This is a genomic window from Pantoea sp. JK, from assembly GCF_026130245.1.
GTDB lineage: Bacteria > Pseudomonadota > Gammaproteobacteria > Enterobacterales > Enterobacteriaceae > Pantoea > Pantoea trifolii.
In genome coordinates this window covers 350884-373360 of record NZ_JAINFN010000005.1, presented here as the reverse complement: position 1 = coordinate 373360, position 22477 = coordinate 350884, and the positions used below count along the sequence as shown (strand labels likewise).

General features: G+C 52.5%; 21 protein-coding genes. 8 read left to right on the top strand and 13 right to left on the bottom strand.

Annotated features, from left to right (window positions below; all coding sequences use genetic code 11):
* Window positions 1-115: 115 nt before the first annotated feature.
* From PanJK_RS14100 to PanJK_RS14080, 5 genes are all read right to left on the bottom strand, one after another.
* Window positions 116-571, bottom strand: coding sequence for a hypothetical protein (locus PanJK_RS14100; RefSeq protein ID WP_265300536.1), 456 nt, complete (start codon window positions 569-571; stop codon window positions 116-118).
* A gap of 10 nt (window positions 572-581) precedes the next feature.
* Entirely contained in the window at window positions 582-1463 is an 882-nt protein-coding gene (locus PanJK_RS14095) for a DUF1837 domain-containing protein (protein WP_256696941.1), read from the bottom strand.
* A gap of 466 nt (window positions 1464-1929) precedes the next feature.
* Window positions 1930-2355 carry a glutaredoxin-dependent arsenate reductase gene (gene arsC, locus PanJK_RS14090; RefSeq protein WP_256696943.1) on the bottom strand — a complete coding sequence of 142 codons (426 nt, stop codon included), beginning with the start codon at window positions 2353-2355 and terminating at the stop codon, window positions 1930-1932.
* 13 nt (window positions 2356-2368) lie between these two features.
* The gene (locus PanJK_RS14085; RefSeq protein ID WP_265300534.1) at window positions 2369-3658 is read right to left on the bottom strand and encodes an arsenic transporter; all 1290 of its coding nucleotides are present in this window, start codon (window positions 3656-3658) and stop codon (window positions 2369-2371) included.
* Window positions 3659-3699: 41 nt separating this feature from the next.
* The gene (locus PanJK_RS14080) at window positions 3700-4020 is read right to left on the bottom strand and encodes a metalloregulator ArsR/SmtB family transcription factor (RefSeq protein ID WP_256696945.1); all 321 of its coding nucleotides are present in this window, start codon (window positions 4018-4020) and stop codon (window positions 3700-3702) included.
* Window positions 4021-4326: 306 nt separating this feature from the next.
* Here PanJK_RS14080 and PanJK_RS23970 point away from each other — a divergent pair, with 306 nt between their 5' ends.
* From PanJK_RS23970 to PanJK_RS14065, 3 genes are all read left to right on the top strand, one after another.
* Window positions 4327-4557, top strand: a complete 231-nt coding sequence (locus PanJK_RS23970; protein WP_372340027.1) for a hypothetical protein — start codon at window positions 4327-4329, stop codon at window positions 4555-4557.
* A 217-nt stretch (window positions 4558-4774) separates the two neighbouring features.
* Window positions 4775-4978, top strand: coding sequence for a hypothetical protein (locus tag PanJK_RS14070; RefSeq protein WP_008105079.1), 204 nt, complete (start codon window positions 4775-4777; stop codon window positions 4976-4978).
* Window positions 4979-5055: 77 nt separating this feature from the next.
* Entirely contained in the window at window positions 5056-5781 is a 726-nt protein-coding gene (locus PanJK_RS14065) for a 4'-phosphopantetheinyl transferase family protein (protein WP_265300531.1), read from the top strand.
* Window positions 5782-5937: 156 nt separating this feature from the next.
* On the opposite strand, the gene PanJK_RS14060 is transcribed toward PanJK_RS14065, so the two are convergent.
* The 3 genes from PanJK_RS14060 to apbE all read right to left on the bottom strand — a co-directional run bounded on the left by PanJK_RS14060 (window position 5938) and on the right by apbE (window position 9808).
* A complete protein-coding gene (locus PanJK_RS14060; protein WP_256696947.1) occupies window positions 5938-7590 on the bottom strand; it encodes a multidrug ABC transporter permease/ATP-binding protein in 1653 nt (550 codons plus the stop codon).
* A 527-nt stretch (window positions 7591-8117) separates the two neighbouring features.
* Window positions 8118-8759: a DNA oxidative demethylase AlkB gene (gene alkB, locus PanJK_RS14055; protein WP_265300529.1), complete on the bottom strand. Its 642-nt coding sequence runs from the start codon at window positions 8757-8759 to the stop codon at window positions 8118-8120.
* An 11-nt stretch (window positions 8760-8770) separates the two neighbouring features.
* A complete protein-coding gene (gene apbE / locus PanJK_RS14050; protein ID WP_265300527.1) occupies window positions 8771-9808 on the bottom strand; it encodes an FAD:protein FMN transferase ApbE in 1038 nt (345 codons plus the stop codon).
* Between the two features lie 402 nt (window positions 9809-10210).
* On the opposite strand from apbE, the gene PanJK_RS14045 reads away from it, so the two are divergent.
* Window positions 10211-10372: a hypothetical protein gene (locus PanJK_RS14045; RefSeq protein ID WP_265300525.1), complete on the top strand. Its 162-nt coding sequence runs from the start codon at window positions 10211-10213 to the stop codon at window positions 10370-10372.
* Window positions 10373-10375: 3 nt separating this feature from the next.
* On the opposite strand, the gene PanJK_RS14040 is transcribed toward PanJK_RS14045, so the two are convergent.
* Window positions 10376-10831, bottom strand: a complete 456-nt coding sequence (locus tag PanJK_RS14040) for a nuclear transport factor 2 family protein (RefSeq protein ID WP_265300523.1) — start codon at window positions 10829-10831, stop codon at window positions 10376-10378.
* 94 nt (window positions 10832-10925) lie between these two features.
* Here PanJK_RS14040 and PanJK_RS14035 point away from each other — a divergent pair, with 94 nt between their 5' ends.
* Window positions 10926-11489, top strand: a complete 564-nt coding sequence (locus tag PanJK_RS14035; RefSeq protein ID WP_265300521.1) for a TetR/AcrR family transcriptional regulator — start codon at window positions 10926-10928, stop codon at window positions 11487-11489.
* Between the two features lie 24 nt (window positions 11490-11513).
* Here PanJK_RS14035 and ompC read toward each other — a convergent pair whose 3' ends face one another.
* From ompC to PanJK_RS14015, 4 genes are all read right to left on the bottom strand, one after another.
* A complete protein-coding gene (gene ompC / locus PanJK_RS14030; RefSeq protein ID WP_101763675.1) occupies window positions 11514-12638 on the bottom strand; it encodes a porin OmpC in 1125 nt (374 codons plus the stop codon).
* A gap of 598 nt (window positions 12639-13236) precedes the next feature.
* A complete protein-coding gene (locus PanJK_RS14025; RefSeq protein WP_265300513.1) occupies window positions 13237-14406 on the bottom strand; it encodes an HlyD family efflux transporter periplasmic adaptor subunit in 1170 nt (389 codons plus the stop codon).
* Window positions 14403-16541 (bottom strand): type I secretion system permease/ATPase, encoded by a 2139-nt coding sequence (locus tag PanJK_RS14020; RefSeq protein WP_265300511.1) that lies wholly within the window; start codon window positions 16539-16541, stop codon window positions 14403-14405. The genes PanJK_RS14025 and PanJK_RS14020 overlap by 4 nt, the downstream gene beginning before the upstream one ends.
* A 72-nt stretch (window positions 16542-16613) precedes the next feature.
* Complete coding sequence (locus tag PanJK_RS14015) at window positions 16614-18074, bottom strand: Ig-like domain-containing protein (protein ID WP_265300509.1); 1461 nt, start codon at window positions 18072-18074, stop codon at window positions 16614-16616.
* Window positions 18075-18293: 219 nt separating this feature from the next.
* On the opposite strand from PanJK_RS14015, the gene PanJK_RS14010 reads away from it, so the two are divergent.
* From PanJK_RS14010 to rcsD, 3 genes are read left to right on the top strand one after another with little or no spacing between them, the layout of a single operon-like run.
* On the top strand, window positions 18294-18638 hold the full coding sequence (locus tag PanJK_RS14010; protein WP_256696957.1) for a hypothetical protein: 345 nt from the start codon (window positions 18294-18296) through the stop codon (window positions 18636-18638).
* On the top strand, window positions 18635-19789 hold the full coding sequence (locus PanJK_RS14005) for an MFS transporter (protein ID WP_265300506.1): 1155 nt from the start codon (window positions 18635-18637) through the stop codon (window positions 19787-19789). Before PanJK_RS14010 ends, PanJK_RS14005 begins: the two co-directional genes overlap by 4 nt.
* A 23-nt stretch (window positions 19790-19812) precedes the next feature.
* Window positions 19813-22476 carry a phosphotransferase RcsD gene (gene rcsD / locus PanJK_RS14000; RefSeq protein WP_265300549.1) on the top strand — a complete coding sequence of 888 codons (2664 nt, stop codon included), beginning with the start codon at window positions 19813-19815 and terminating at the stop codon, window positions 22474-22476.
* Window position 22477: the final 1 nt, after the last annotated feature.

Genomic DNA, 22477 nt, shown 5'->3' with positions numbered 1-22477 from the left:
CCCGCTCGGTGATCTGGCGGACTGCTTCTTCTTTAAACTCAGGGGTAAATCGTGGTGTGCCCATAGACTCCTCCTATGCTCAAAATATAGGGCAGATTTGTCTATGGGCTCGGGGTCACTCCAATATGATTTCTCTAATAATCCTAGTTTTACCGAAAGAAGTAGGAGCACTTACTATTAAACGTTTGTTCTTTTGAAATGAATTAAATATTTCTTTTTGAGGTTTCGTTAAGGTTGTTTCTGATTTCGAACTTGTATAAAACCCCCTCAAAAATATATCCTGTGGAGACACTTCTGGATTGTAGTTTATTTCATTTCGTGAAAGCATATCATCATACATAAAGATTCTGGACTTAACGATGCAATCATGAAGTAACTGCTGAATCATTTTATCTTTAATCTTTTTATCCGCTATGAAGCATATTAACTTCACACATAAATTATAATTCTCTGAGTTATCCAATTCTCTATAAATTCTAATGAGTGCATGTTCTATTCTTTCAAAATCAGGTTGACCTTTATCTTTAAATAGTTCACAGAGTTCAATTTCGATATCGTAAATATTTTCCATAATATATCCTTCAGAACCTCATCGCCATTTCTACCATTTCGATTTTTTCTTTTAATTCTGTTACATTTTCGAAAGGGAAAAGAAAAAACACCAACCTAATATTTTTATCTTCAGGCCATGTCTTTTTATAAATGGTATCAAAATGAGTTTGTAATTCTTTTTTGACCTCGGAAATAAACGGTTCACTTTTTATAGATGTATTTTTATTTCCATTGCATGAAGATATATATTTACTATCGTAAGTAAGCAATACCGGAATGGCTATATCGATTGAATCCAGTGATTTACCACCATCCACATAACTTTTTAACTTATAATATGCATTTTCATCTAATAATTTATTGATTTCAATCTCTCCCCCAAGCAACCTTAATTCACTCTTAATTCTATTTTTATCACCTATATGCTCTGTGAGTGATTCCAGTGCTGACGAGATTGCATTACTGAGCGTTTTATGAAACTTAGCTTCTCCTAACCATAAAGTAACTTTTTCTCCATCTAATGAAAAATGAGCGCAGTCAAACCCTTTGATTTGTTCTCTTGTTGTTGATCTTAAACGAGCTTTTGTAACAAATTTAGGGACATCATAAAAGATACTCAGAATCAGATATAAAAGAAGCTCACCATAATCTCCTTTTGACTGCTTTCTTGCATCGGAGATACGAGTGAAACTCCTTCGATGCAACTCTGATATTTCTAGTTCTTCCAGTTCACTTTGTGTTAATGAAAAGTAAGGTACTACATCCCTTATGAGACCAACGAGATCATTTTGCCTATAGACTCCTTCTTCAAAGTCTAAAGTGAATGTACTGTCGTGAATCCCGCAGCCCGCAAGAGGGATTTCATACTTGAAAATCTGATTTTTTGTCCTTAATTTCAACATGTTATCCATGCTTACTTCCCTTGATAAACTATATGCTATATTTGTATATGGATAAGAATTACTTGATTGATTAAGATTTTATCAATATCAGATGTAATGACAAGGCGAAGAAATTCCCTACAACCACATTAAAGCCAAATCTAATTTTACATCCTTTAATTTCAATGAGTTAAAATGTAAACATAACGGTCCTTTTTTTACCAATCTTCCATTAATAAATTCTCTTTATTTTCCTTATGTTAATCGATTACTTCGTGTTGGTTTTATGACCAACTTTTAAAGCATGCTTTTCATATTATCGGCAACAATATTATAAAAAATATTTAGGCATACCATTAGGCATATCAAGTAAGACAATAATTAATTAAATTCATATAAAACAGTCAGTTAAAGATAAAATTCAAATCCTCTCGTGCCGACCAAAATCCCAAAAAAGCAGCCCTAATGGCTGCTTTTTTATTGCCTGAGATCTGGTCTAAACGATTCGATTTCCGTGCTGATCGATCACCTTCTCACCATCTTCTTTGATGAATGCTCCCTGCTGCGCATCGGGAAGAATATCAAGTACCGTTTCTGAAGGCCGACATAAGCGTGTTCCCAGCGGAGATACGACGATCGGGCGGTTAATCAGGATGGGATAGTTCAACATCGCCTCGATGAGTTGCTCATCATTAAATCTCTCCTCAGCCAAACCCAGTTGCTCAAAAGGTTCGACATTTTTGCGCAGCAAGGAGCGCACGCTGATACCCATCGCACTGATCAACGCTTTGAGCTTTTCACGACTGGGCGGCGTTTCAAGATAGAGAATAATGGTCGGCTCAATGCCGCTGTTGCGAATGAACGCCAGCGTGTTGCGCGATGTACCGCAGGCAGGATTGTGGTAAATGGTGATGTCGGTCATGATTGCTCTCATTTTAATGGGACAGTGTCAGGCGCAAGGCCAACGCACTCAGGGTGACCAGCAGCACGGGCAAGGTCATCACGATCCCCACGCGAAAATAATAACCCCAGCTAATTTTGATGTTCTTCTGATCGAGCACATGCAGCCATAACAGGGTGGCGAGACTACCAATTGGCGTGATTTTTGGTCCAAGGTCGCAACCAATCACATTGGCATAAATCATCGCTTCCTTTATCACGCCCTGCGCGGTGCTGGCATCAATCGACAGCGCACCAATCAGTACCGTCGGCATATTGTTCATCACTGAGGAAAGCAGCGCCGTCACCAAACCGGTACCCAAGGTGGCAGCCCATAAACCCTGGCTGGCAAACAGGTTGAGCAAGTCAGTGAGATATTGCGTCAGCCCGGCATTTTTGAGGCCATAAACCACCAGATACATACCCAGCGAGAAAATCACGATCTGCCAGGGTGCGCCGCGTAACACATTAGCGGTGTTAATTGCATGACCTCTTTTGGCAACGATAAACAGAATTAACGCGCCCAATGCGGCGATAGCACCAACCGGAATACCCAGCGGCTCCAGCAGGAAAAAACCCACTAATAGCAGCAACAGCACCAGCCAACCGGCTTTGAAGGTTGCGGGATCTTTGATGGCTTCTGCTGGCAGTTTAAGACGTGAAACCTCATAGCTGGCGGGTATCTCTTTGCGGAAGAAAAGGTGCAGCACCACCAGCGTTGCGATGATGGCGGCAATATCAACCGGAACCATCACCGCCGCATAATCGATGAATCCCAGTTTGAAGAAATCAGCGGAAACGATGTTAACCAGATTGGAGACGATCAGCGGCAAACTTGCGGTATCGGCAATAAATCCGGCTGCCATGACAAAAGCCAGCGTTGCGCCTTTACTGAAGCCTAGCGCCAGCAGCATGGCGATAACGATCGGCGTCAATATCAGAGCCGCACCGTCATTGGCGAAAAGCGCAGCAACACACGCGCCGAGTAACACGATATAGGTGAACAGCCGCCGCCCTCGCCCCCTTCCCCAACGCGCGACATGCAAAGCGCACCACTCAAAAAAACCGGATTCGTCCAGCAACAAGCTGATGATAATGACGGCGATAAAAGCAGCCGTCGCATTCCAGACGATATGCCAGACAGCGGGAATATCGTTTAACTGGATAACGCCGGTCACCAGCGCCAATAAAGCCCCTATCGTTGCCGTCCAGCCAATGCTCAGGCCGCGCGGCTGCCAGATGACAAATACCATGGTCAAAACAAATATTGCGCCTGCCAGAAACATCGCGCCTCCAATGCATTCGAAAAATCAAATGTGTTTAATGATTATTCACAACCCGTAGCGGCGGCGTTCTTCAGCGACTCACGCACGTCCTCACGTTGGCTATTCCAGGCCGTATCGATAATCGATGCGGCCCAGGCCGGCATATGCGGAGAGAGACGATAGTGAATCCACTTACCTTCACGTCGATCCACAATCAGCTCAGCATCGCGCAGCAAGGCAATGTGGCGTGAAATCTTTGGCTGTGATTGTTGGGTAACGGCGCAGAGATCGCAGACACACAACTCTCCGGCCTCTCGCAATAATAAAACGATCGTCGTACGCGTTTCGTCGGCAAGCAGTTTGAAAAGTTGAACAGGAAGCATCGATTTTGGTTCCAGTGAAAATTTAATACATATGATAATTCATATGTGTTCGAAGTAAAGGCTGAATTTACTGTCTGGAGATTTTCACATGACCTCATTTCCTGCCCTTGTGACTGAACATTTTGATCCTTCCATTGCCGAACAGATCGGTGAACCTGGGCGGCCAGCGAAATTTCTCGTTCTTTACGGTTTAGTGCGTGAACGCTGTTTAGCTGATTCTCGGCAGAAGACGCCGCTCGCTTGCTAACCAGGTCCCGATCATTCAATGCCGTCAATCAGATGCGCGTGCTGGGTTGATGGATGCGGATGTTCACCCTTCCCAATCAGTCATCGATTGCGAAAGCGTGGCAGGAATTTGATGAAGAAGGCCGGATGAAACCCTCGGCGTACGATGATCGGATTGTTGATGTGGCCGAAGAGTTATTCAAAATCACGCAGATCCTGAAAGGCCACGCTGACTCTCTTGCGGATCGCTTTAGCGAACGTAAGGAGAATCATCCACAGCTTTCTTCACGCGTGAATCAGGCGAAGATTTAAGGATGGCAGGCTAACCGTGCCTGAACCGCAAACCATTATCAGATTATCGCCAGGATTTGAATGATTATTAGCTTTTAATCAGTAACTTAACGAAAGCAACCTGACCCGAGCAAGATCACATTTTTGGATAAATATGACAGCACTTCATCAAACTGAAACAAAACTGTCACAGAATTCTCTTACTCTTGAGTCTCTTGTTTTTTCGATGGAAACCATTATGGTCATCAAAGCAAAAAACCTGCAGGATGCGGAAGAACTCCTGCACTCGGGCATCAATAAAGTTGAACTGGCTTACGATATCGGCAGCGACGATTTCTTCCGTCTCGCCTCGCGCTGGTGCGATCGCGGTGCGCGCATCACCAAAGGCCATCAGCACTTCGTGGTGCAGATTAAAGGAATGGCGATTCCGCCAAACAACTAAAAGCAGGCGAGCCCCTTTGGCTTGCTCTCCATCCGGCTGGCTGGTAAAACTACGTTTTCCGTCAGCCGTGATTTTTTATGTTCGCCTCTCAAACGCCGCTTGCTCTGCCCTCTTCCCTGTTTATCCGTGCTGCTGGCATGTCGCTGGATGTCTTACCGATCGCCTGGTGTGAATTTGATCAACAACACTGGCATGCCGAACTACATCAGGCGTGGCAATTGCCGCTGCCCGCGTCGTTACAGAGCGCGGTGACCAAACGCAAAGCCGAGCATCTGGCGAGTCGCTGGCTGGTGCAGCAAAACCTTGCGCACTTAGGCTTACCGCATTTTGTATTGTGTAATGCACCCGATCGTTCGCCGCTGTGGCCCGCCGGCATTCAGGCGTCGCTGTCGCACACGCACAGCGTTGCAGTAATGGCTGCAACGCGCGAGCCATTGTGCATTGGCGTGGACGTGGAGCAGATAATGGCGGAGGAAACCGCTGATGAAACTGCTGAAATGTTGATGAACACGGCGGAAAAACAGCGTCTGCTGGCGCAACCTTTGCCCTTTGCCCAAGCCGCTACGCTACTGTTTTCACTGAAAGAGAGTATTTACAAAGCGCTGTGGCCGCAGTTGCATCAGCCGATGGATTTTCATCAGGCGGAAGTGGTGGAACTGAACGTGCAGCAAGGCCGCGCAACGCTACGCTTGTGTCGGGATTTTGATAGGCATTTCACCACGAAAGTATTGCTGCAGGCGCGTTTCTGGCTGGCTGGAAACCGCGTGATTACGCTGCTGACGCATCCGCTACCGACAAAATAAAAAACCGGCTCAGAAATAAACCCGAGCCGGTGACAACACAAGACGACAGAAAAGTGTTCCAGGGACGCAGAAACGAGGATTTCTGCTGGAAGTCACTTTACTCACTCCGCAACCTCTTGCCCAATAAGGGTTTTCGCTAAGCTTTCCCGGCTAGCGCTAATGGCCGGTATCGGTACGTTGCACCGCATCCAGCGTTGCCATCTCGCGTTCGTTGCCGGTCAACTCACTCAGCTGACCTTCGCGCATCTCCAGCAAGCGATCGGCATGAATGAAATAGTGATCATCGTGGCTGATGGCGAACACCGTTTTGCCCGATTCCTGTAACCACGGCAGCAGCTCACGATAGAAGATACGACGGAAATGCGGGTCCTGATCCGCCGCCCATTCATCGAGCAGCAGAATGTCGCGCTCTTCGGCAGCCGCCAAAAGCAGCGCCAGACGTTTGCTCTGCCCTTTCGACAGTTGCAGATTGAGCACTCTGTTGCCTTCCAGCTTGAGCTTGTCTTGCATCTTCAGACGCTCCAGCCACTGCTGCACCAGCGTTGGGTTGGCTGGTTGCCCTTGGTCACCGATCAAGCGATCAAACAGATGCACGTCGGTAAACACCGCTGAGAAATGTTTGCGATAGGCGTCGAGGTTTTGCCAGTCAACCACCTTGCCATCCAACAGTAAACTGCCCGATTGCGGTTGATAAAGGCCAGTGAGCAGCATTGCCAGCGTCGATTTTCCGCTGCCGTTGCCGCCAATCAGGAACACCAGTTCGCCGCGACGCAGCGTCAGATTGATCGGCCCAACCTGGAATCCGTGCTCACCATAATGGAAGCAGACATCGCGCAGCTCCAGCGTTTGCCATTCGCTGACGTTTGGCAGCGCCTTGAAGGTTTCTTCATACGGCGCCAGTTCGAATGTGTTGAGTTTGCGGAAGGCAACCTGCGCGCTGAGCAGCGTCGGCAAAGCACCCACCGCCGCCAGCAACGGCGTGCGCAGGAACAGCAGCGTCAGCGAATAGGTTGCCGCCACCGCCGTGTTGGCCCATCCTAATCCGTTCGCCATAAAGAACACGATGCCAATCGCGCCCAACATCATGATATTCGACCAGTTTACCGCGCTGAGATGGAAGGTATCGGCGCGCACAATATGGTGGCGATAGCTTTTGGCATTTTCCTGATAAACGCTGTCGTAAATCAGCTGCGCACGTTCGCGGTTGAGCTGCAGCTCTTTACGTCCTTCAATAATGGTCTGGAAATCGCGATACAGATCATCTTCGGTTTCACGCAGCTTTGCCATGTGCTGATAAACCCGTGACACCAGCAACCAGCCGCCAACCAGCGTCACCACCAGCCACAGGCAGGTAATCAGCAGCATTTTGGGCGAGAGCCAGGCAAGATAAAGCGCCGAACCGAGCGTAATAATGATGCCCTGAATCAGCTCGGGTAAACGCACGAAGGCGATGGTGATGGCGCGCACATCGCTGGTCAGGCCGGCTAGCAGCTGGGCATTGCCGATCTGCTCGATGCGCTCCACGCGCGTATCGAGAATCCGCTTAATGAATTCGCCGCGCAGCCGCCAGACAAAGTGGTGGCCCAGCATGGTCAACGCCAGCTGGGAGCCGAGCGTCACTGCCATCAACAGGAACAGCTGGCCAAGGAAACTCGGCAGCACTGAAATCGAAGTATTCACCGCGACGATCAGCTCATTATTGATATAGGCAATCAGGCCGATACCGAGCACGGCACTTAACAACGTGAGAAGAATGACGCCAATAAAAGGCCAGCGGTACTGGCGAAAAACGACTTGCAGCAATGCCATCAAAGGGTTCCAGCGGTCAATAAAGCAGCCTGCAGTTTAATGTCGCCTTGGCTGATAGCAAGAATAATTCTCATCTCATAGTTGTCTGAGCACAGCGTTTCTCGCCGCTTGTTTGGTAGCGGCGCGATTTATCGCGCATTAACTTGCGCAATGCTTGTCAGATAAGGAGAAATTTCGATTTAAAGCTGGTGCGGGCGCTGACACAGCAGACGCGCCAGCGCCTCTGCTAATGTGCCCTTTTCAATAACGCGCAATGAAGGTTCGGAGCTGGTCGGGGCCACTTTTGGGCCGGCATTCCGCAGCGCTGAACGAAGCGAGGAAGCCAGGAGAGCCCGCAGGACGCGGGCGAAAGGCGGAGCCGGGACAAGGATGTCCCGTCTCCGCCGGTCCGTCAGGCAGACGAACGAAGTGAAGGAACCGCGCTAGCGGCGCGAGGACCGCCGGCCCAAAAGTGGCACCGGTCAGCGCCCTCATCACTGGCTTAACTAACATGTATTACGCAATAAATTGCGCCGCCACAAAAATGGCTAAAAAGCACGGCGGAAAGTCAGGTTAAAACGGAAAGCGCCTGCCTGCGGATGAATACCGGGTTTGAGCGGCAAAATGCCGTGATAACGCAGGCGCGATGGCCCGCCCCAAACCACAATATCGCCATGTTCCAGCAGCACACGCTGGGTGGCATCGCCGCGTTCGAAACCACCGAACTGGAACACTGCAGGCAATCCTAATGAAACCGACACAATCGGCTGGCGCAGATCCTTCTCATCTTTATCCTGATGCAGCGTCAGTTTTGCGCCGGGTTCGTAGCGGTTAATCAGGCAGGCATCAGGATTGAAACCGGCAAAACCCGCTTCGCGTGCGGTGTGCTGCGCCAGTTCGCGGAACAGCGCGGGCATCGGCGGCCAATGGTGTCCGCTGTTACTGTCCTGCTCGGTATATTGATAGCCGCGTGAATCTGTGGACCAGCCAAAATCGCCGCAGTTGGTCATCGCCACCGACATGCGATGGCCGCCGGGCGTGATGCGATGGGCAAAGGGATTTTTAGCGGCGATGTCGTGAATCGCCCCCAGCAGCGTATCAGCCTGATCGCGGGCGCGACGCCGCAGAATCACCGCGCCATCCGCCAGCGGTTCCTGCCACGGCGCTTCGTCACTAAATAAATCCAGCATGTGCGCCTCCTTTATTGAGATGCCTGATCGATGAGGAAGGTTTTAAACTGCGGCGACATCCAGTGAGTAAAGCCGTCGCCCTGCTTGCTGATCAAAAAAACCGCCAGATGCTCTTTTAACGCCAACGCTTTAGCACGTTCGCTGCCGAGCACCATCAAACCGGTATCCCAGCCATCCGCCTCCAGCGCAGTGGTAGCAATCACCGTCGCCGAAACCAGCTTGTGCTCAATCGGCCTTCCCGTGGTGGGATCGATGACGTGCGAAATGCGTTTGCCGTCCAGTTCATAATAGTTGCGATAGCTGCCGGAAGTGCTGATGCCATGCCCTTGCAGATCAACGCGCGCTTCCACCGCGTTTTCGCGATCGGTGGGTTTCTGGATCGCCACGCGCCACGGCTGCTGATTAGCATTAACGCCACGGCTCAATACCGCGCCGCCCACCGAAACCAGATAATCGGTGATGCCTTGCTGCTCCATCAGGCGCGCCAGATGATCGGTGGCATAACCTTCGCCCATGGTCGAGAGATCAACATACAAGCCGGGCAGATCTTTCTGCAGCCATTGGCCGTCAACTCCCTGAATGACGCGCAGATGCTGCAAGCCGGTCAGCGCTTTAGCGGCAGCAATTTCCGCCTCGCTGGGCGTGTGCGCCGGCTGCTTCGTCGGGCCAAAGCCCCACAGATTAACCAGCGGGCCGACGGTAATATCCATCGCACCCGAGGTTTTGTGCCCAATTCGCAGCGCTTCAGTGACAATATCCGCCATATCAGCACTTACCGGCTGCGGAGTATTACCTTGATACTGATTAAAGCGCGACAGCACCGAATCGCTTTTCCATGTCGAGAGTTCGCCGTCATCACGATCCAGCTGTTGCTGAATCAACTGCTGCAACTGCGCTTTGCGCTGCGGCTCAACGCCGGCAACGCTGACGCGCCACACGGTGCCCATGGTTTTTCCTTCCAGCACCAGCGCGGGTTGGTTGCTGTTTTTTTCGCAACCGCTCAGGCCTAAAGCCAACAGGCTAACTAGCAGAATGTTCTGAAAACGCATCAATTCCTCATCTGTAACGCATTACTACAGCCAATTACAAAGCATAACTCGCTTGTAAAGCAGTCTAAAGCTGCTTGATGTTCGATAAACGCTGACACAGGATAAGCGCTTCCTGCAACGTTATGCCTACAGGAGCATCAGATGGTTTATATGATTGTCGCAATTACCGCCGCGCTATTTATTTATAGCAGCTTCAAATGTTGGCAGACTTACCGCCATCGCCTGATTCAGCACTATCCTGCACGCCGACGTTAAATTATTGCACCAGAAAATCACCCTTCTGCACCGCTTCAGCGCTGGCGCAGTGTAGCAAAGTCGCTGCAAGGCGCGTGGCGCTGAGAGCGGTGCGCTGGCATGAATGCTGCATTGTTGAAGATGAGTTGAACTTCAGCGAGGTGCAGAATGGAAAATACTAAAACACAAAACAGTAAATGGCAGCACTGGCTTAGCTTCTCCGCCTTCACGCTGGCGGGTGTCGCGATGGAAGGCAGCCTGACCGCCATCACCAACAACCCGCCGCCGCAACCGGCGCCAAAAGCCAAAAAATGGCGCGGTATGCAATAACCGCTATAACCCCAACTCACTCAGGCCCGGATGATCGTCCGGGCGCGTGCCAGATGGCCAGTGGAACAGACGCTGGTCGGCGCGGATCGGCAGATCGTTGATGCAGGCGAATCGCTGAATCATCAAACCATCGGCGCTAAAGTGCCAGTTCTCATTGCCATAGCTGCGGAACCAGTTTCCGCTGTCATCATGCCATTCATAGGCAAAGCGTACCGCCAGCTTATCTTCGTGCCATGCCCATAACTCTTTGATCAGTCGATAATCCAACTCTTTGACCCACTTGCGCTGCAGGAAGGTCACGACTTCTGCGCGCCCATTAACGAACTCACTGCGATTGCGCCAGCGCGTGTCTTCGCTGTACACCAGCGAAACACGCTGCGCATCGCAGCTGTTCCAGGCATCTTCCGCTATGCGGACTTTCTGTAACGCGGTTTGTTGATTGAACGGTGGCACCAGCATGTTAATTCTCCTGATTATGTAGACAGATCTGTCTACTTGATTCATCCTGCCGTATGTAGACAATTCTGTCTACATGCACACAAGGAATTTTTTTATGCTTGAACCTCTGATCTTTGATGCCAGCGCATCCGCGCGCGATCGTATCTTGCTGTGCGCGCAGCAGTTGTTTTACCAACAGGGCATTCGTGCCACCGGCGTAGATAAGGTAATTGCAGAGGCCGGCGTGACCAAAGTGACTTTCTATCGTCACTTTCCGGCGAAGAATGCGTTGGTGCTGGCGTTTTTACAGCAGCGCCATCAGCGCTGGATGCTGGCGTTTTGCAGTGCGTTGAATCAGCATGCGGCGTTGATCGATGCCTTGCCCGCGGCGTTACTGAGCTGGTTCAGGGATGACGATTATCGCGGCTGTGCGTTTATCAATACCGCTGCGGAACTGGGCAGCACGTTACCGGAAGCCAGCAACATTATTCGTCAGCACAAATGTGAGATGGCGCAGGCGATAGGCGACAAGTTGATGCCTGAGCAGCAGGTCAAAACGGCGCAGATTGTGTTACTGGTTGAGGGTGCGATTGTGCAGGTACAGATTGGCGAGGAGTCGGAACGGGTGGTCGAGGTGCTGCGTGCCGCGCTGGATGCGCTGCTGAAAACGGGAGCGTGACCGGCAAGTCACGCTCCATCACCCTTAGAACTGGTAAACCAAGCCCAGTGCTACGACGTCATCGGTATTGATACCGGCTGCGTCGGTGAAGTTGTTGTCGTCCAGCAGGTTGATCTGGTAATCAACGTAGGTCGACATGTTTTTGTTGAAGTAGTAAGTTGCGCCTACATCAATGTATTTCTTCAGGTTCTGGCTGCCGTAACCTTCGATGTCAGAGCCGCGAGAAGAGACAAACGCCAGAGATGGACGCAGGCCGAAGTCGAACTGGTACTGTGCCACCAATTCCCAGTTATCCGCTTTGTTGGCGTAACCGTAAACGGTGCCGCTATCGCTGGCGCCGAAACGCGTTGCGTTGTATGAACGGCTGTACATTGCGGCCAGGTAAACGTTGTTAGCGTCATACTTCAGCGCGCCGCTGTAAGCTTCGGCTTTATCACCGCGACCCAGGATGTTGGCGGTACGTGGATTGTTACCGTTCTGGTTATTGGTACGGTCAGACTGGAACATCGCTGCACCAATACCGAAACCTGAACCCAGATCGTAAGTGGTGCTCAGACCGTAGCCGTCACCGTTCTCGCCCAACACATCACGACCAGAGCCAGTAGATTCGGTTGGGTTATCGTTTTTGCCTTGATACTGAACCGCGAAGTTCCAGCCATCCACTAAACCGAAGAAGTTGGTATTACGATAGGTTGCGAGGCCGTTGCTGCGCTGGAACAGGAAGTTGTCCGCGCCGTAGGTATCGCCACCGAACTCTGGCAGAACGTCAGTCCATGCGCCGAGATCGTACATTACGCCGTAGTTACGGCCGTAATCGAATGAACCTGCATCACCAAATTTCAGACCAGCAAAACCAACACGCGTATAGCTGTTCGCGGTGCCTTCGCTCTCTGCGGTGTTCAGTGCAGCCTGGTATTCCCACTGGCCGTAACCGGTCAGCTGATCGGTCACCTGAGTTTCACCTTTGAAGCCAAAACGCAGGTAAGACTGGTCACCGTCTGAGCCAGAGTTGTCAGAAAAATAATGCAGACCGTCCACTTTGCCGTAAAGGTCTAATTTGTTGCCATCTTTATTGTAAATTTCAGCTGCGCTTGCTGATCCTGCCACCAGCAATGCAGGAATCATCAGGGAGAGAACGCGACGTTTCATTTTTATTACCCTCTATAATGTGCCTTTATTTTTGCCACTGCGAACTGAATGATTAAAAATTCAGCCGGCACGCCATTGTTATTTTATGTTGGGCAATAATCTATCACGAAAATGCTACTAAATTTCCAAAACTGTTTCAGTGTATTTAATAGTTATTTCAGAATGTAAATTACGGGGAACTAATAACCAGCACAGATAGGTAAAAAATATAGCACTTTTTGACAACATATATTTTAATTGTTTAAAAACATCAAATTACATGAGTTACATTTCCGCACTGAATGACAAAACTCAAACCCATCCAGAGCATACAATTATCCCCGCTATCATCATTTATTTCATTATTACCTTCATTCACCCCGAATATTTTGATTTACCCTAATTTCCCGCCGGACCAGATGGTCCGGCATTTTTTTGCCCGCAATTCAGACATCGCCTTATATTGCGTAAAGTTAATTACGCGGGTTAAATTAACATCAATAACTGCCGCGCATTATTTGTCTCTTTTCGCACATTTTGTTCAATTCATAGCTTTAAATCGGCAATGTTAATTTCGGGGCGTAACAAAGATCGCTGCAATAATAGCCGGTGCATATTGTTAACGCTCACGCAGTGATTCCTGCGCTTTATTCAGCGGCTTAAGTAAATATTCCATGACGGTTTTCTGACCGGTTTTAATTTCAACATTGGCCACCATGCCGGGCATGATGGCGAATTTGCGTCCGCTTTTATTGCTCAGCTCGGCTTTTTGCGTGCGCACATAGACGCGATAGTAAAATTCGTCGTGCCGCACGTCGTCCTGCAACGTATCGGGCGAGACGGTTTCGACTTCACCGCGCAGATCGCCATAGATGGAAGCGTCGTAAGCGGTGATCTTCACTACCGCAGGCAAACCCGGCCGAATATAGCCGATATCGCGCGGATTGATGCGCGTCTCAATCAGTAGCTGATCCTCCAGCGGCACAATCTCCATCAGCTTGCCACCCGGCTCCAGCACGCCGCCCACGGTGGTGACGCGTACATCTTTCACAATGCCGCGCACCGGCGAAGTCAGCGTGGTGCGCGTCAGCAGATCCTGTTTGCCCGCCGCCACCTGCAATTGCGCATCTAGCTCACCGTTGTTCTTCACCTGCTCTTCGTGAGCGCGCACATAATAATCGTTGCGTGCTTCGTCGATTTTGCCGCGCAGATCGCTCACCTGACGACGCAGACGAATCACGTCCACCTTGCCCGCCGCGCCGCTCAGCATCAGCGGTTCCGTCACGTTGAGTTCTGCCTGCACTAGCGCGAGGGATTGCTGCAAATTACCGATGGTCTCGATAAAGTTTTGCCGCCGCGCGTTATAGAGTTGCGTTTCGCGCGCCACCAGCTCGGGATGTTGCAGGATATCGGTACTGAATATCAGCGGCGTATCGCTGAGCTCGGCCTGTAAACGTTCAGAGGAGGCGCGCAGCGTGCGCACCCGCGCAATCGCTTCACCAAAATTGGTTTGAAAGCGCGTGGGATCGAGCGTTGCCAGCACCTCGCCGCGCTGCACGATAATGCCTTCGTGCACATTGAGCTGTTTGACGATGCCACCATCAAGGCTATCGATGATCTGCGCGCGGCTGGAAGGCGTGACTTTGCCGATGCCGACAGTCACTTCATCCAGCACCGCAAAGTACGCCCACAGCAGAAACAGCAGCAGCGCTACCACGCACAGCCAGATGATGGCCGAGGTGCGACGTTCACGCCGCGCCAACTCTTTATCCAGCAGTACCATGCTCATGCCGCATCTCCTTTTTTACTGGCGGCATGACGCAGAATCTCGTCGCGCGCGCCATCAGCCACAATACGGCCGTTATCCATCACGATAATGCGATCAACCATGCATAGCAGCGCGGGACGATGCGTGACCAGCACCAGCGTGCGCCCGGTTACCCATTGCGCCAGCTGGCGAATCACCTGCGCTTCCAGCTGTTCATCCATCGCCGCCGTCGGTTCATCCAGCAAAACCACCTGCGGCTGGCGCAGAATCAGCCGGCTGAGCAGCACCATTTGCCGCTGGCCGCCGGACAAGCCGCGTCCGCCTTCATGAATAATGCGATCGAGGCTGGCAGCGTCCTGCTGCACCAGCGCAAGCGCGCCGCTGATGCGCAACGCCTGTAGCATCTCCTGCTCGCTGGCGTGCGGATTGCCGAGCAGCAGGTTCTGGCGCAGCGTGCCGAAAAACAGCCGTGCATCCTGCGACAGCCAGCCAAGCTGACGCCGCAGATCGACCGGATCGATGCAGGTGAGATCGACGCCGTCCACCAGCACTTTGCCCTGACTGGCGCGCGCCTGACCGGCCAGCATCTTCAGCAGCGTCGATTTACCCGCGCCGACTTTACCGAGGATCGCCACACGTTCGCCGGGCGTGATCTGCAGCTGCGGAATGTTGAGCACGCTATTTCCGCTCTCCTCTTCGTAGTGGTAATGCACGTTTTGCAGTTGATAGCTGCCGGTCAGCACCGGACAGTGCGCCAGCGTGGCGTGATCGGGTTGGTCGAGCGGCTTTTTCAGCAGCTCATCCAGCCCTTTCATTGCCGATTTAGCATGCTGCCAGCGCGAGAACACCATGGTGAGCTGCATCAGCGGCGCGATGGTGCGTGACGAGAGCAAGCTGCACGCCACCAGCGTGCCGGTGGTGATTTGATTATTGAGTATCAGATAGACACCGACCACCAACATGCCGGCATAGGTGAGCTGCTGCACGCTGGCCGACCAACCGGTGAGGCGCGCGCCCCACAAACGTTGCTGATTGCTGATGGCCGCGCTGACTTCGTGCGTTTGCTCCCATTGCCGCTGAAAATAGGGTTCCGCTTGCAGCGCTTTGATGTCTTCGACACCTTCAAGGGTTTCCACCAGCACCGCCTGGCGCAGCGCGCTTTCACGCAACCCTTCCTGCGCCAGCCGCGCCATTGGGATCTGCACTAGCAAACCGGGAATGACAATCAGCGGAATCGCCAGTAACGGAATCAGCACCAGCCAGCCGCCAATCGACGCCATGATCAGCAGAAACAGCAGCACAAACGGCAGGTCGGCGGCGGCATTCACCGTGGTGGAAGTCAGCAGTTCACGTACCTGATCAATTTCACGCAGTTGGGCAATAAAGGAGCCGGTGGAACGCGGACGCGCCTCGTTGCGGATAGTCATCGCCCGCGCGAACAGCATGGCGGATATTTTCAGGTCGATGCGTTTGCCCATCAGATCGGAAACCTGGGTGCGCATCAGGCGAATCAGATACTCGATCGCCGCCGCCAGCACCACACCGGCAAACAGCACCCACAACGTCGGCTGCGACTGCGCCGGAATCACCCGATCGTACACCTGCATGGAAAACAAAATGCCCGCCAGCGCCAGCACGTTACCGACCAGCGAGGCCAGGCAGATCTCCGCGATGCGCCGCTTCATGCCACGAAAGTTATGCCAGAACCAGTGCGGCTGATACGGCTGCACAAACTCGTCGATGCGCGCATCGCGCGCCCGTGCCGCCACGCCAATCACGCCAACCTGCATGTCAGCCTGTAGTAACAAATCCTGCAGCTGACCTGCGCGCACCACATCGCCACTTTCGCTCAGCCAGTAACGCACGCCACCGTTGCGATCCACCTCTTCTATCAACGCCACGCTGCCGTTTTCCAGCAGCAGCAATACCGGCACAATTTCCTGCCGCCAGCGCAGTTTGCTATGCGGCACCAGCATGAAATGCAGGCCTAACAGCCCGGCTAAACGTTCTAGTTGTTGCGTGGGTGCCAGATGTTGAAACCAGCGCATCTGCTGACGCAGCGTGCTGGCGTCTGCGGGTTTACCGAAGCGTGCCGCCACGCGCAGCATCGCCGCGATGCCGCTGTCGCTGTCGCTGTTGAAGGCTTGTACAGTCATCCCTGTTGTCCCGTGAGAAATGATAGTGGGCTGGCAACCGCTAGCCGAGGTCGCTAGCGGCTGATGTGCGGATTACGCCAGGCTCTGAACCTGATGTTGCTGCAGATGATCGGCTAGGGTGTAGCTGCTATCGCTGGCGTTGTAGTGGTTTTCCGTGGCGCGCGCATCGCTGTGCGGAGCGGGGGCGCTGTCGCCTGACGGCTGATTCAGCGTAACGGTCGGCACCTGATGCGTGGCGACGGTGAACAGGTTCTCGATGATCTGTGTATCGTGATTGCCGTACTCATCCCAGCGCGTGGCCAGCGGCGACACTTCACCATCCGGCAGTGCCTGCAGATCTTCGGCGCTGATGGTCACCATGCCATTGACCGGCGTGTAGTTTTTACCGTTGAGCGTCAACTCCTTTACGCCTTCGAGATAGAAACTGAGATCGTGCTGTGCTTCCTGCTGACTCAGCGTGGTATCGCCGCCAATATCAATTTCGTAATAGATGTCTGGCAGTTTGGTGACCACGTTGAGTTCCAGCAATGCATCGGTGCTGTTGCCGGCGCCATCCTGCGCATAAACCCGGATTTCGCCCAGTGAAATGAAATTCGCTACGTCACTGGACGGAATCGTTACCTGCCAGTGACCATCGCTGCCAATCTGAGCGTGATAGACCGCATCACCGCTGCACAGCAACAGTTGCTGGCCCGGCACCACTACTGAGAGATCGCCGCTAAAGGTGAGATCGTTTTGGCTCTCTTCTTTATTGATCACGTTGTCTGCAGTGACCTGATCGAAACTGATGTGCGGCAAACTGCTGACGTGGGTAATTAAGGTGACATCCTGCTGATAAGCGGTGGTTTTGCCGTTGGGATCGGTGGCGCTGACTTTCAGGCTATAAACGCCATCCTGTAATGCCTGAAGATCTTGTGAGGGAATGGCGGCGGTCCATTCGCCTTTGTCGTTAACGCCGCCGATATATTTTTGACCGGCTAAGATCACCGTAATGTGGCTGTTCGCCGGCATATGCTTGACGCTACCGTGCACCTCCACGCCGTAAATGCCTTCTGCCACGTTAACTGCGTTATCCCCGCTGATTGGATCCACCGTCAGCGTGGGCTTGATGGTTTTATCCATGTAAACCCCGAAGCCCACCTGCGTATCGGTGCTGTTGCCAGCTTTGTCGGTGATGGTTAGCGTCAGCGAATAGGCGCCGTCGGCTAATCCGTTGAGCACCGAAGGCGGCATTGAGGCATTCCAGTAACCCCATTTATTCACCGTGCTGTGCCAGCTTTCACCGTTAAAGCTCAGCGTCACGGTGGCGCCGGGTTCGGATTCGGCGCGACCACGCAGGTGAATGTTCCTGCCGGATTCCCACGCGGCGATCACACCATCCATCGCTATGGGTTCATACGGACGTAGCGGCGCGGGCGGCGTGGTATCCACGCTGCGCGTGTGCAGAGTTGAAACGTCATCTGCCACCGGATAAAGGCTGACCGCGGATTGCAGAATCGCCGCTAATTGTTGTTCTGATTGACGTGAAGACATAGGTAACCTCGTTACAGGGAATCTATTGCAGCGGCCATTAAGCTTATTAATGATTTAAGCGTACCGGTGCGCCATACAGGCCGTTAATAAACGGTCCGCTTCGCCTGATGAAAACGGGTTACCTGCAGGTAACAAGGATTAAAATAAGACACAGCAAAACTCTCCCACTCGGGAGAAATAATCTCGATCTCGCTATATTCCGCATCGGGAGCCGATGGGATGACTAACATATCGGTTTTAGGTGGTCGCTGCCTATTGGCGAAAATCCGGAAATGCATGCTTTGCGACAGCGCCAAAAAATTGACGTGTAAGCCGCGTCTGGCGCGGAATCTTTCATCAGTATACTGCATCATTCAGCAGAAAAAATTTTACTTAAGTCACTCCAGTTATGGTTGGCACATGCCAGGAAAGTTCTGGAAAAGCGCAGCGACGCGTGAAAAATCGGTAATATGCCTGTTTCTGGCGTTTAATCGCTGCCATCCGAATTGTCTGATGCGCGGTGTGACGCCCGCTTTGATGCTAAACTTCGTCGCTTCAACCGCTAATGAAAAATACTCTTTATGACAGCACTGGACGCCGCGCCGCACAATAAATTGCATCACCGTGTCAACCTTGGGACACGCATCGTTTTCCTCATCGCCGGATTGGGCATGTCCGCATGGGCACCGCTGGTGCCGTTCGCCAGCCAGCGTCTGGCGTTGAGCGGCGCGTCATTGGGCGGTTTGTTGCTGTGTTTAGGCATTGGATCGCTGGCGGCGATGCCGATTACCGGCGGGTTAATCGCGCGTTTCGGTGGTCGTAGGGTGATGTTGTGCTCCACGCTGGTGGTGCTGGCGGTGTTACCGCTGCTGGCGACGCTCAATGTGATGTGGCTGATGGCCGCCACCTTGATGGTGTTTGGTGCCGGACTCGGCATGCTGGATGTGGCGATGAACGTGCAGGCGGTGGAAGTGGAAAAAGCCGCGCGCAAGCCGATGATGTCCGGTTTCCACGGTTTCTTTAGCCTCGGCGGCATTATCGGCGCCGGTTCCGTCAGCTTGCTGCTCGGCAGCGGCCTGACGCCGTTGCAAGCGGTTGGCGCGGTGATGGTGCTGATTGTGTTGCTATTGGTGTGGAGCCTGCCAACGCTGATGACCGAGCGCCTGCATCAGCCCGATCAACCGTGGCTGGTGATCCCGCGCGGCTGGGTCGCTTTCCTCGGTTTGCTCTGCTTTATTCTGTTTCTTGCCGAAGGCGCGGTGCTGGATTGGGGCGCGCTGTTGCTGCTGCAAAGCCCGGATATGAGCCCGGCGCACGCCGGTTTGGGTTATGCGGTGTTCTCCGTGGCGATGACCATTGGTCGTCTGACCGGCGATAAAGTGATTCAACGCTTTGGCCGTTATCCGGTGATGTTGACCGGTGCGCTAGCCGCTGCAGCGGGCATGACGCTGGCGGTGTTATTACCCTGGCCGCAAATCGCGCTGCTGGCTTTCCTGCTGGTGGGTTTTGGCCTCGCCAATACGGTGCCGATGTTATTCAATGCTGCCGGGAATCAACACGATATGCCATCGAATCTGGCGATTTCGGCCATGACAACGTTAGGCTATGCAGGTATTCTTTCAGGTCCGGCTTTAATCGGATTAATTTCCCAGTGGATCAGCCTGAGTGGTGCATTTTTGCTTATCGCTCTGCTGCTGCTGGCCGTCGCTGCCAGTGCCCGACGGGTTGCGCGCTAATTCCATGATCCTGAGACACTATGCTGCCTTATAAATTTCCTCTGACATCCGGCAATGTAACGCGCTTTTTCGTGGTGTTTAACCTGGTGCTTTTTCTGGCGCTGGGCGCGATGGTGCACAACAGCGTCAATGCCTGGATGACAGAGAAGCGCTATGCGATGACCGATTTGGCGCGCGCCATGCAGAAACGTATCGATGCGTCGCGCTTCGCTACGTGGCAGATCTATGAAAACCTGGCCACCAGCGCCGCCGGGTCGTCACCGAACAGCAATCTTCAGGAAACCCGCCTGCGTCCGGATGTCTATTATCTGGAAAAAACCCGCCGCAAAACCGAAGCGCTGATTTTTGGTTCGCACGATGGCAGCACGCTGGATATGACCATGCGCATGTCCAACTATCTCGATACGCTGTGGGGCGCGGAAAATCCGACCTGGTCGATGTACTTCCTTAATGGTCAGGATAACAGCCTGATTATGATCTCCACGCTGCCGCTGAAAGACATGGCGACGCGTTATAAAGAGAGCGCGATTAATACGCTGGTTGATAGCCGCCGCGCCGAAATGCTGCAGCAGGCTAATGCGCTGGATGAGCGCGAAAGTTTCTCGCCGCTGCGTCATTTCGCCTGGCAGAACGATCACTACTTTACGCTGCGTACTACCTTCAATCAGCCAGGCCACTTAGCCACCGTGGTGGCGTTCGATTTGCCGGTTAACGATCTGATCCCGCGCAATATGCCGCTGGAGAATTTCCAGCTGCGTCAGGACGCCACGCAAACTTCCACCACCGCCACCACCAGCGACGACACCAGCAGCGAAAGCACCCACGTGGCGCTGGTGAATCCGAATCTGGAGATCGCCGCATCGCTGCCAAGTACGTCGCTGCAGCTGGTGTACCGCGTGCCGCTTACCATTCTGGCGCTGGATACACTGCATAACCTGATGTGGCCGCTGCTGATTAACCTTGTGCTATTTTTGCTGTCCATTGCCGGTATTACGCTGCTGCGTCAGCAGTCGCTGCGCCCGAACGAAAACCAGAGCGCCGAACTGGATTCGCTGCGCATGCTGAATGAAGAGATTGTCGCCAGTTTGCCGGTCGGCTTGCTGGTGTACGACTTCGCCACCAATCGCACGCTGCTCAGCAATAAAATCGCCGAACATCTGCTGCCGCACCTGAATTTGCAGAAGATCATCAATATGTCGGATCAGCATCAGGGCGTATTGCAGGCCACCATCAATAACGAAGTGTATGAGATTCGCCACGCGCGCAGCGTGCTGTCGCCGCATACCCAGCTGTTTATGATGCGCGATCAGGACCGTGAATTGCTGGTGAATAAGAAGCTGCAGAAGGCGCAACAGGTGCTGGATCGCAATCATCAGATGCGTCAGCAATTAATGCATAACCTTGGTCACGCGCTGAATCGTCCGCTGCAAAGTATGGTTAAGCAGTTGGTGCAACTTAGCCAGCGTGACGATGACGAAAGCGTGCTCGATCTGCTCGACGAGAGCCAGGGATTGGCGCGCCTGGTGGATGACATCGTGCTGCTCAATCGCCTTGAAGCGCATGACTGGTCTCCAGATGCCAGCGTATTCAATCTGCAGGATATGCTGGATGAAATCGCGCTGGAAAGCCTGCCGCTGCTGCGCCGTAAAGGTCTGGCTTTAGTGGTGAACAACCATTTAGCCAATGACGAGATGCGCTTTGGCGATCGTCGTGCATTGCGTAAAGTGCTGACCACGTTGATGCACTATTCGCTGACCACCACGCGCTGGGGCAAGATTTCGCTGGAGATTAAAACCACAGAAGACAAGCCTAATCAGGTCTTGCTGCAGTTGGTGGATACCGGCTCCGGCTTAAGCGTCGATGAACTGGCGAATGTCGATTTCCCCTATCTTGGTGAAACCACGCAGGATCGATTTGGCCAGGCATCCGGCATGGCATTTTTCCTCTGTAAGCAGCTGTGCAAACAGATGGGCGGCCAGCTGGAGATCATCGCTAAACCTGATATCGGCACACGCTACAACATCCAATTGCCGCTGGCGTTAGAGCAGCAAGGTGAGCAGGAAGAGAAACTGCTGGAAGGCGTGACCGCGTTGGTGGATATCGCCGTCGAAGATGTACACAAGATCGTTTGCCGCCACCTCGAAAACTGGGGCGCGAAATGCCTGACGTCGGATGAACGCTTAACCGGTCAGGATCATGATGTGCTGGTGACCGACGATCCCGCCCGTCTGAACGGTTGGGCGCTGTTACTGGCCGGCGACGAAATGGGTCATCACGCGTTGAACGATCAACAATTCCGGGTCAACTTCAATCTCAGTAATGCACTGCTTGATGCGCTGCTGGCCCTGATTGAAAAGCAGCTTTCTCATGATTTGTTAGAGGAGAGTCGCGAAGATGAAGAAGCCACGCCGCTGATGAGCGGAGGCTATTTCCAGCTGTTTACCGAGACAGTACCGCCAGATGTGAAGAGACTGTATACTGAAGCGGCGGAAAAGGATTATCCCTCGCTTGCTCAGACAGCACATCGCCTGAAAGGCGTGTTTGCCATGCTCAATCTGGGGTCAGGTAAACTGCTTTGTGAAGCGTTAGAACAACACATTAAAGTATGTGACGATTTAACCATTAAAAATACCACCAGTGAAATTGACGCGTACGTCAGCCAACTGCTGCAGCAAGGTAACCAATAAG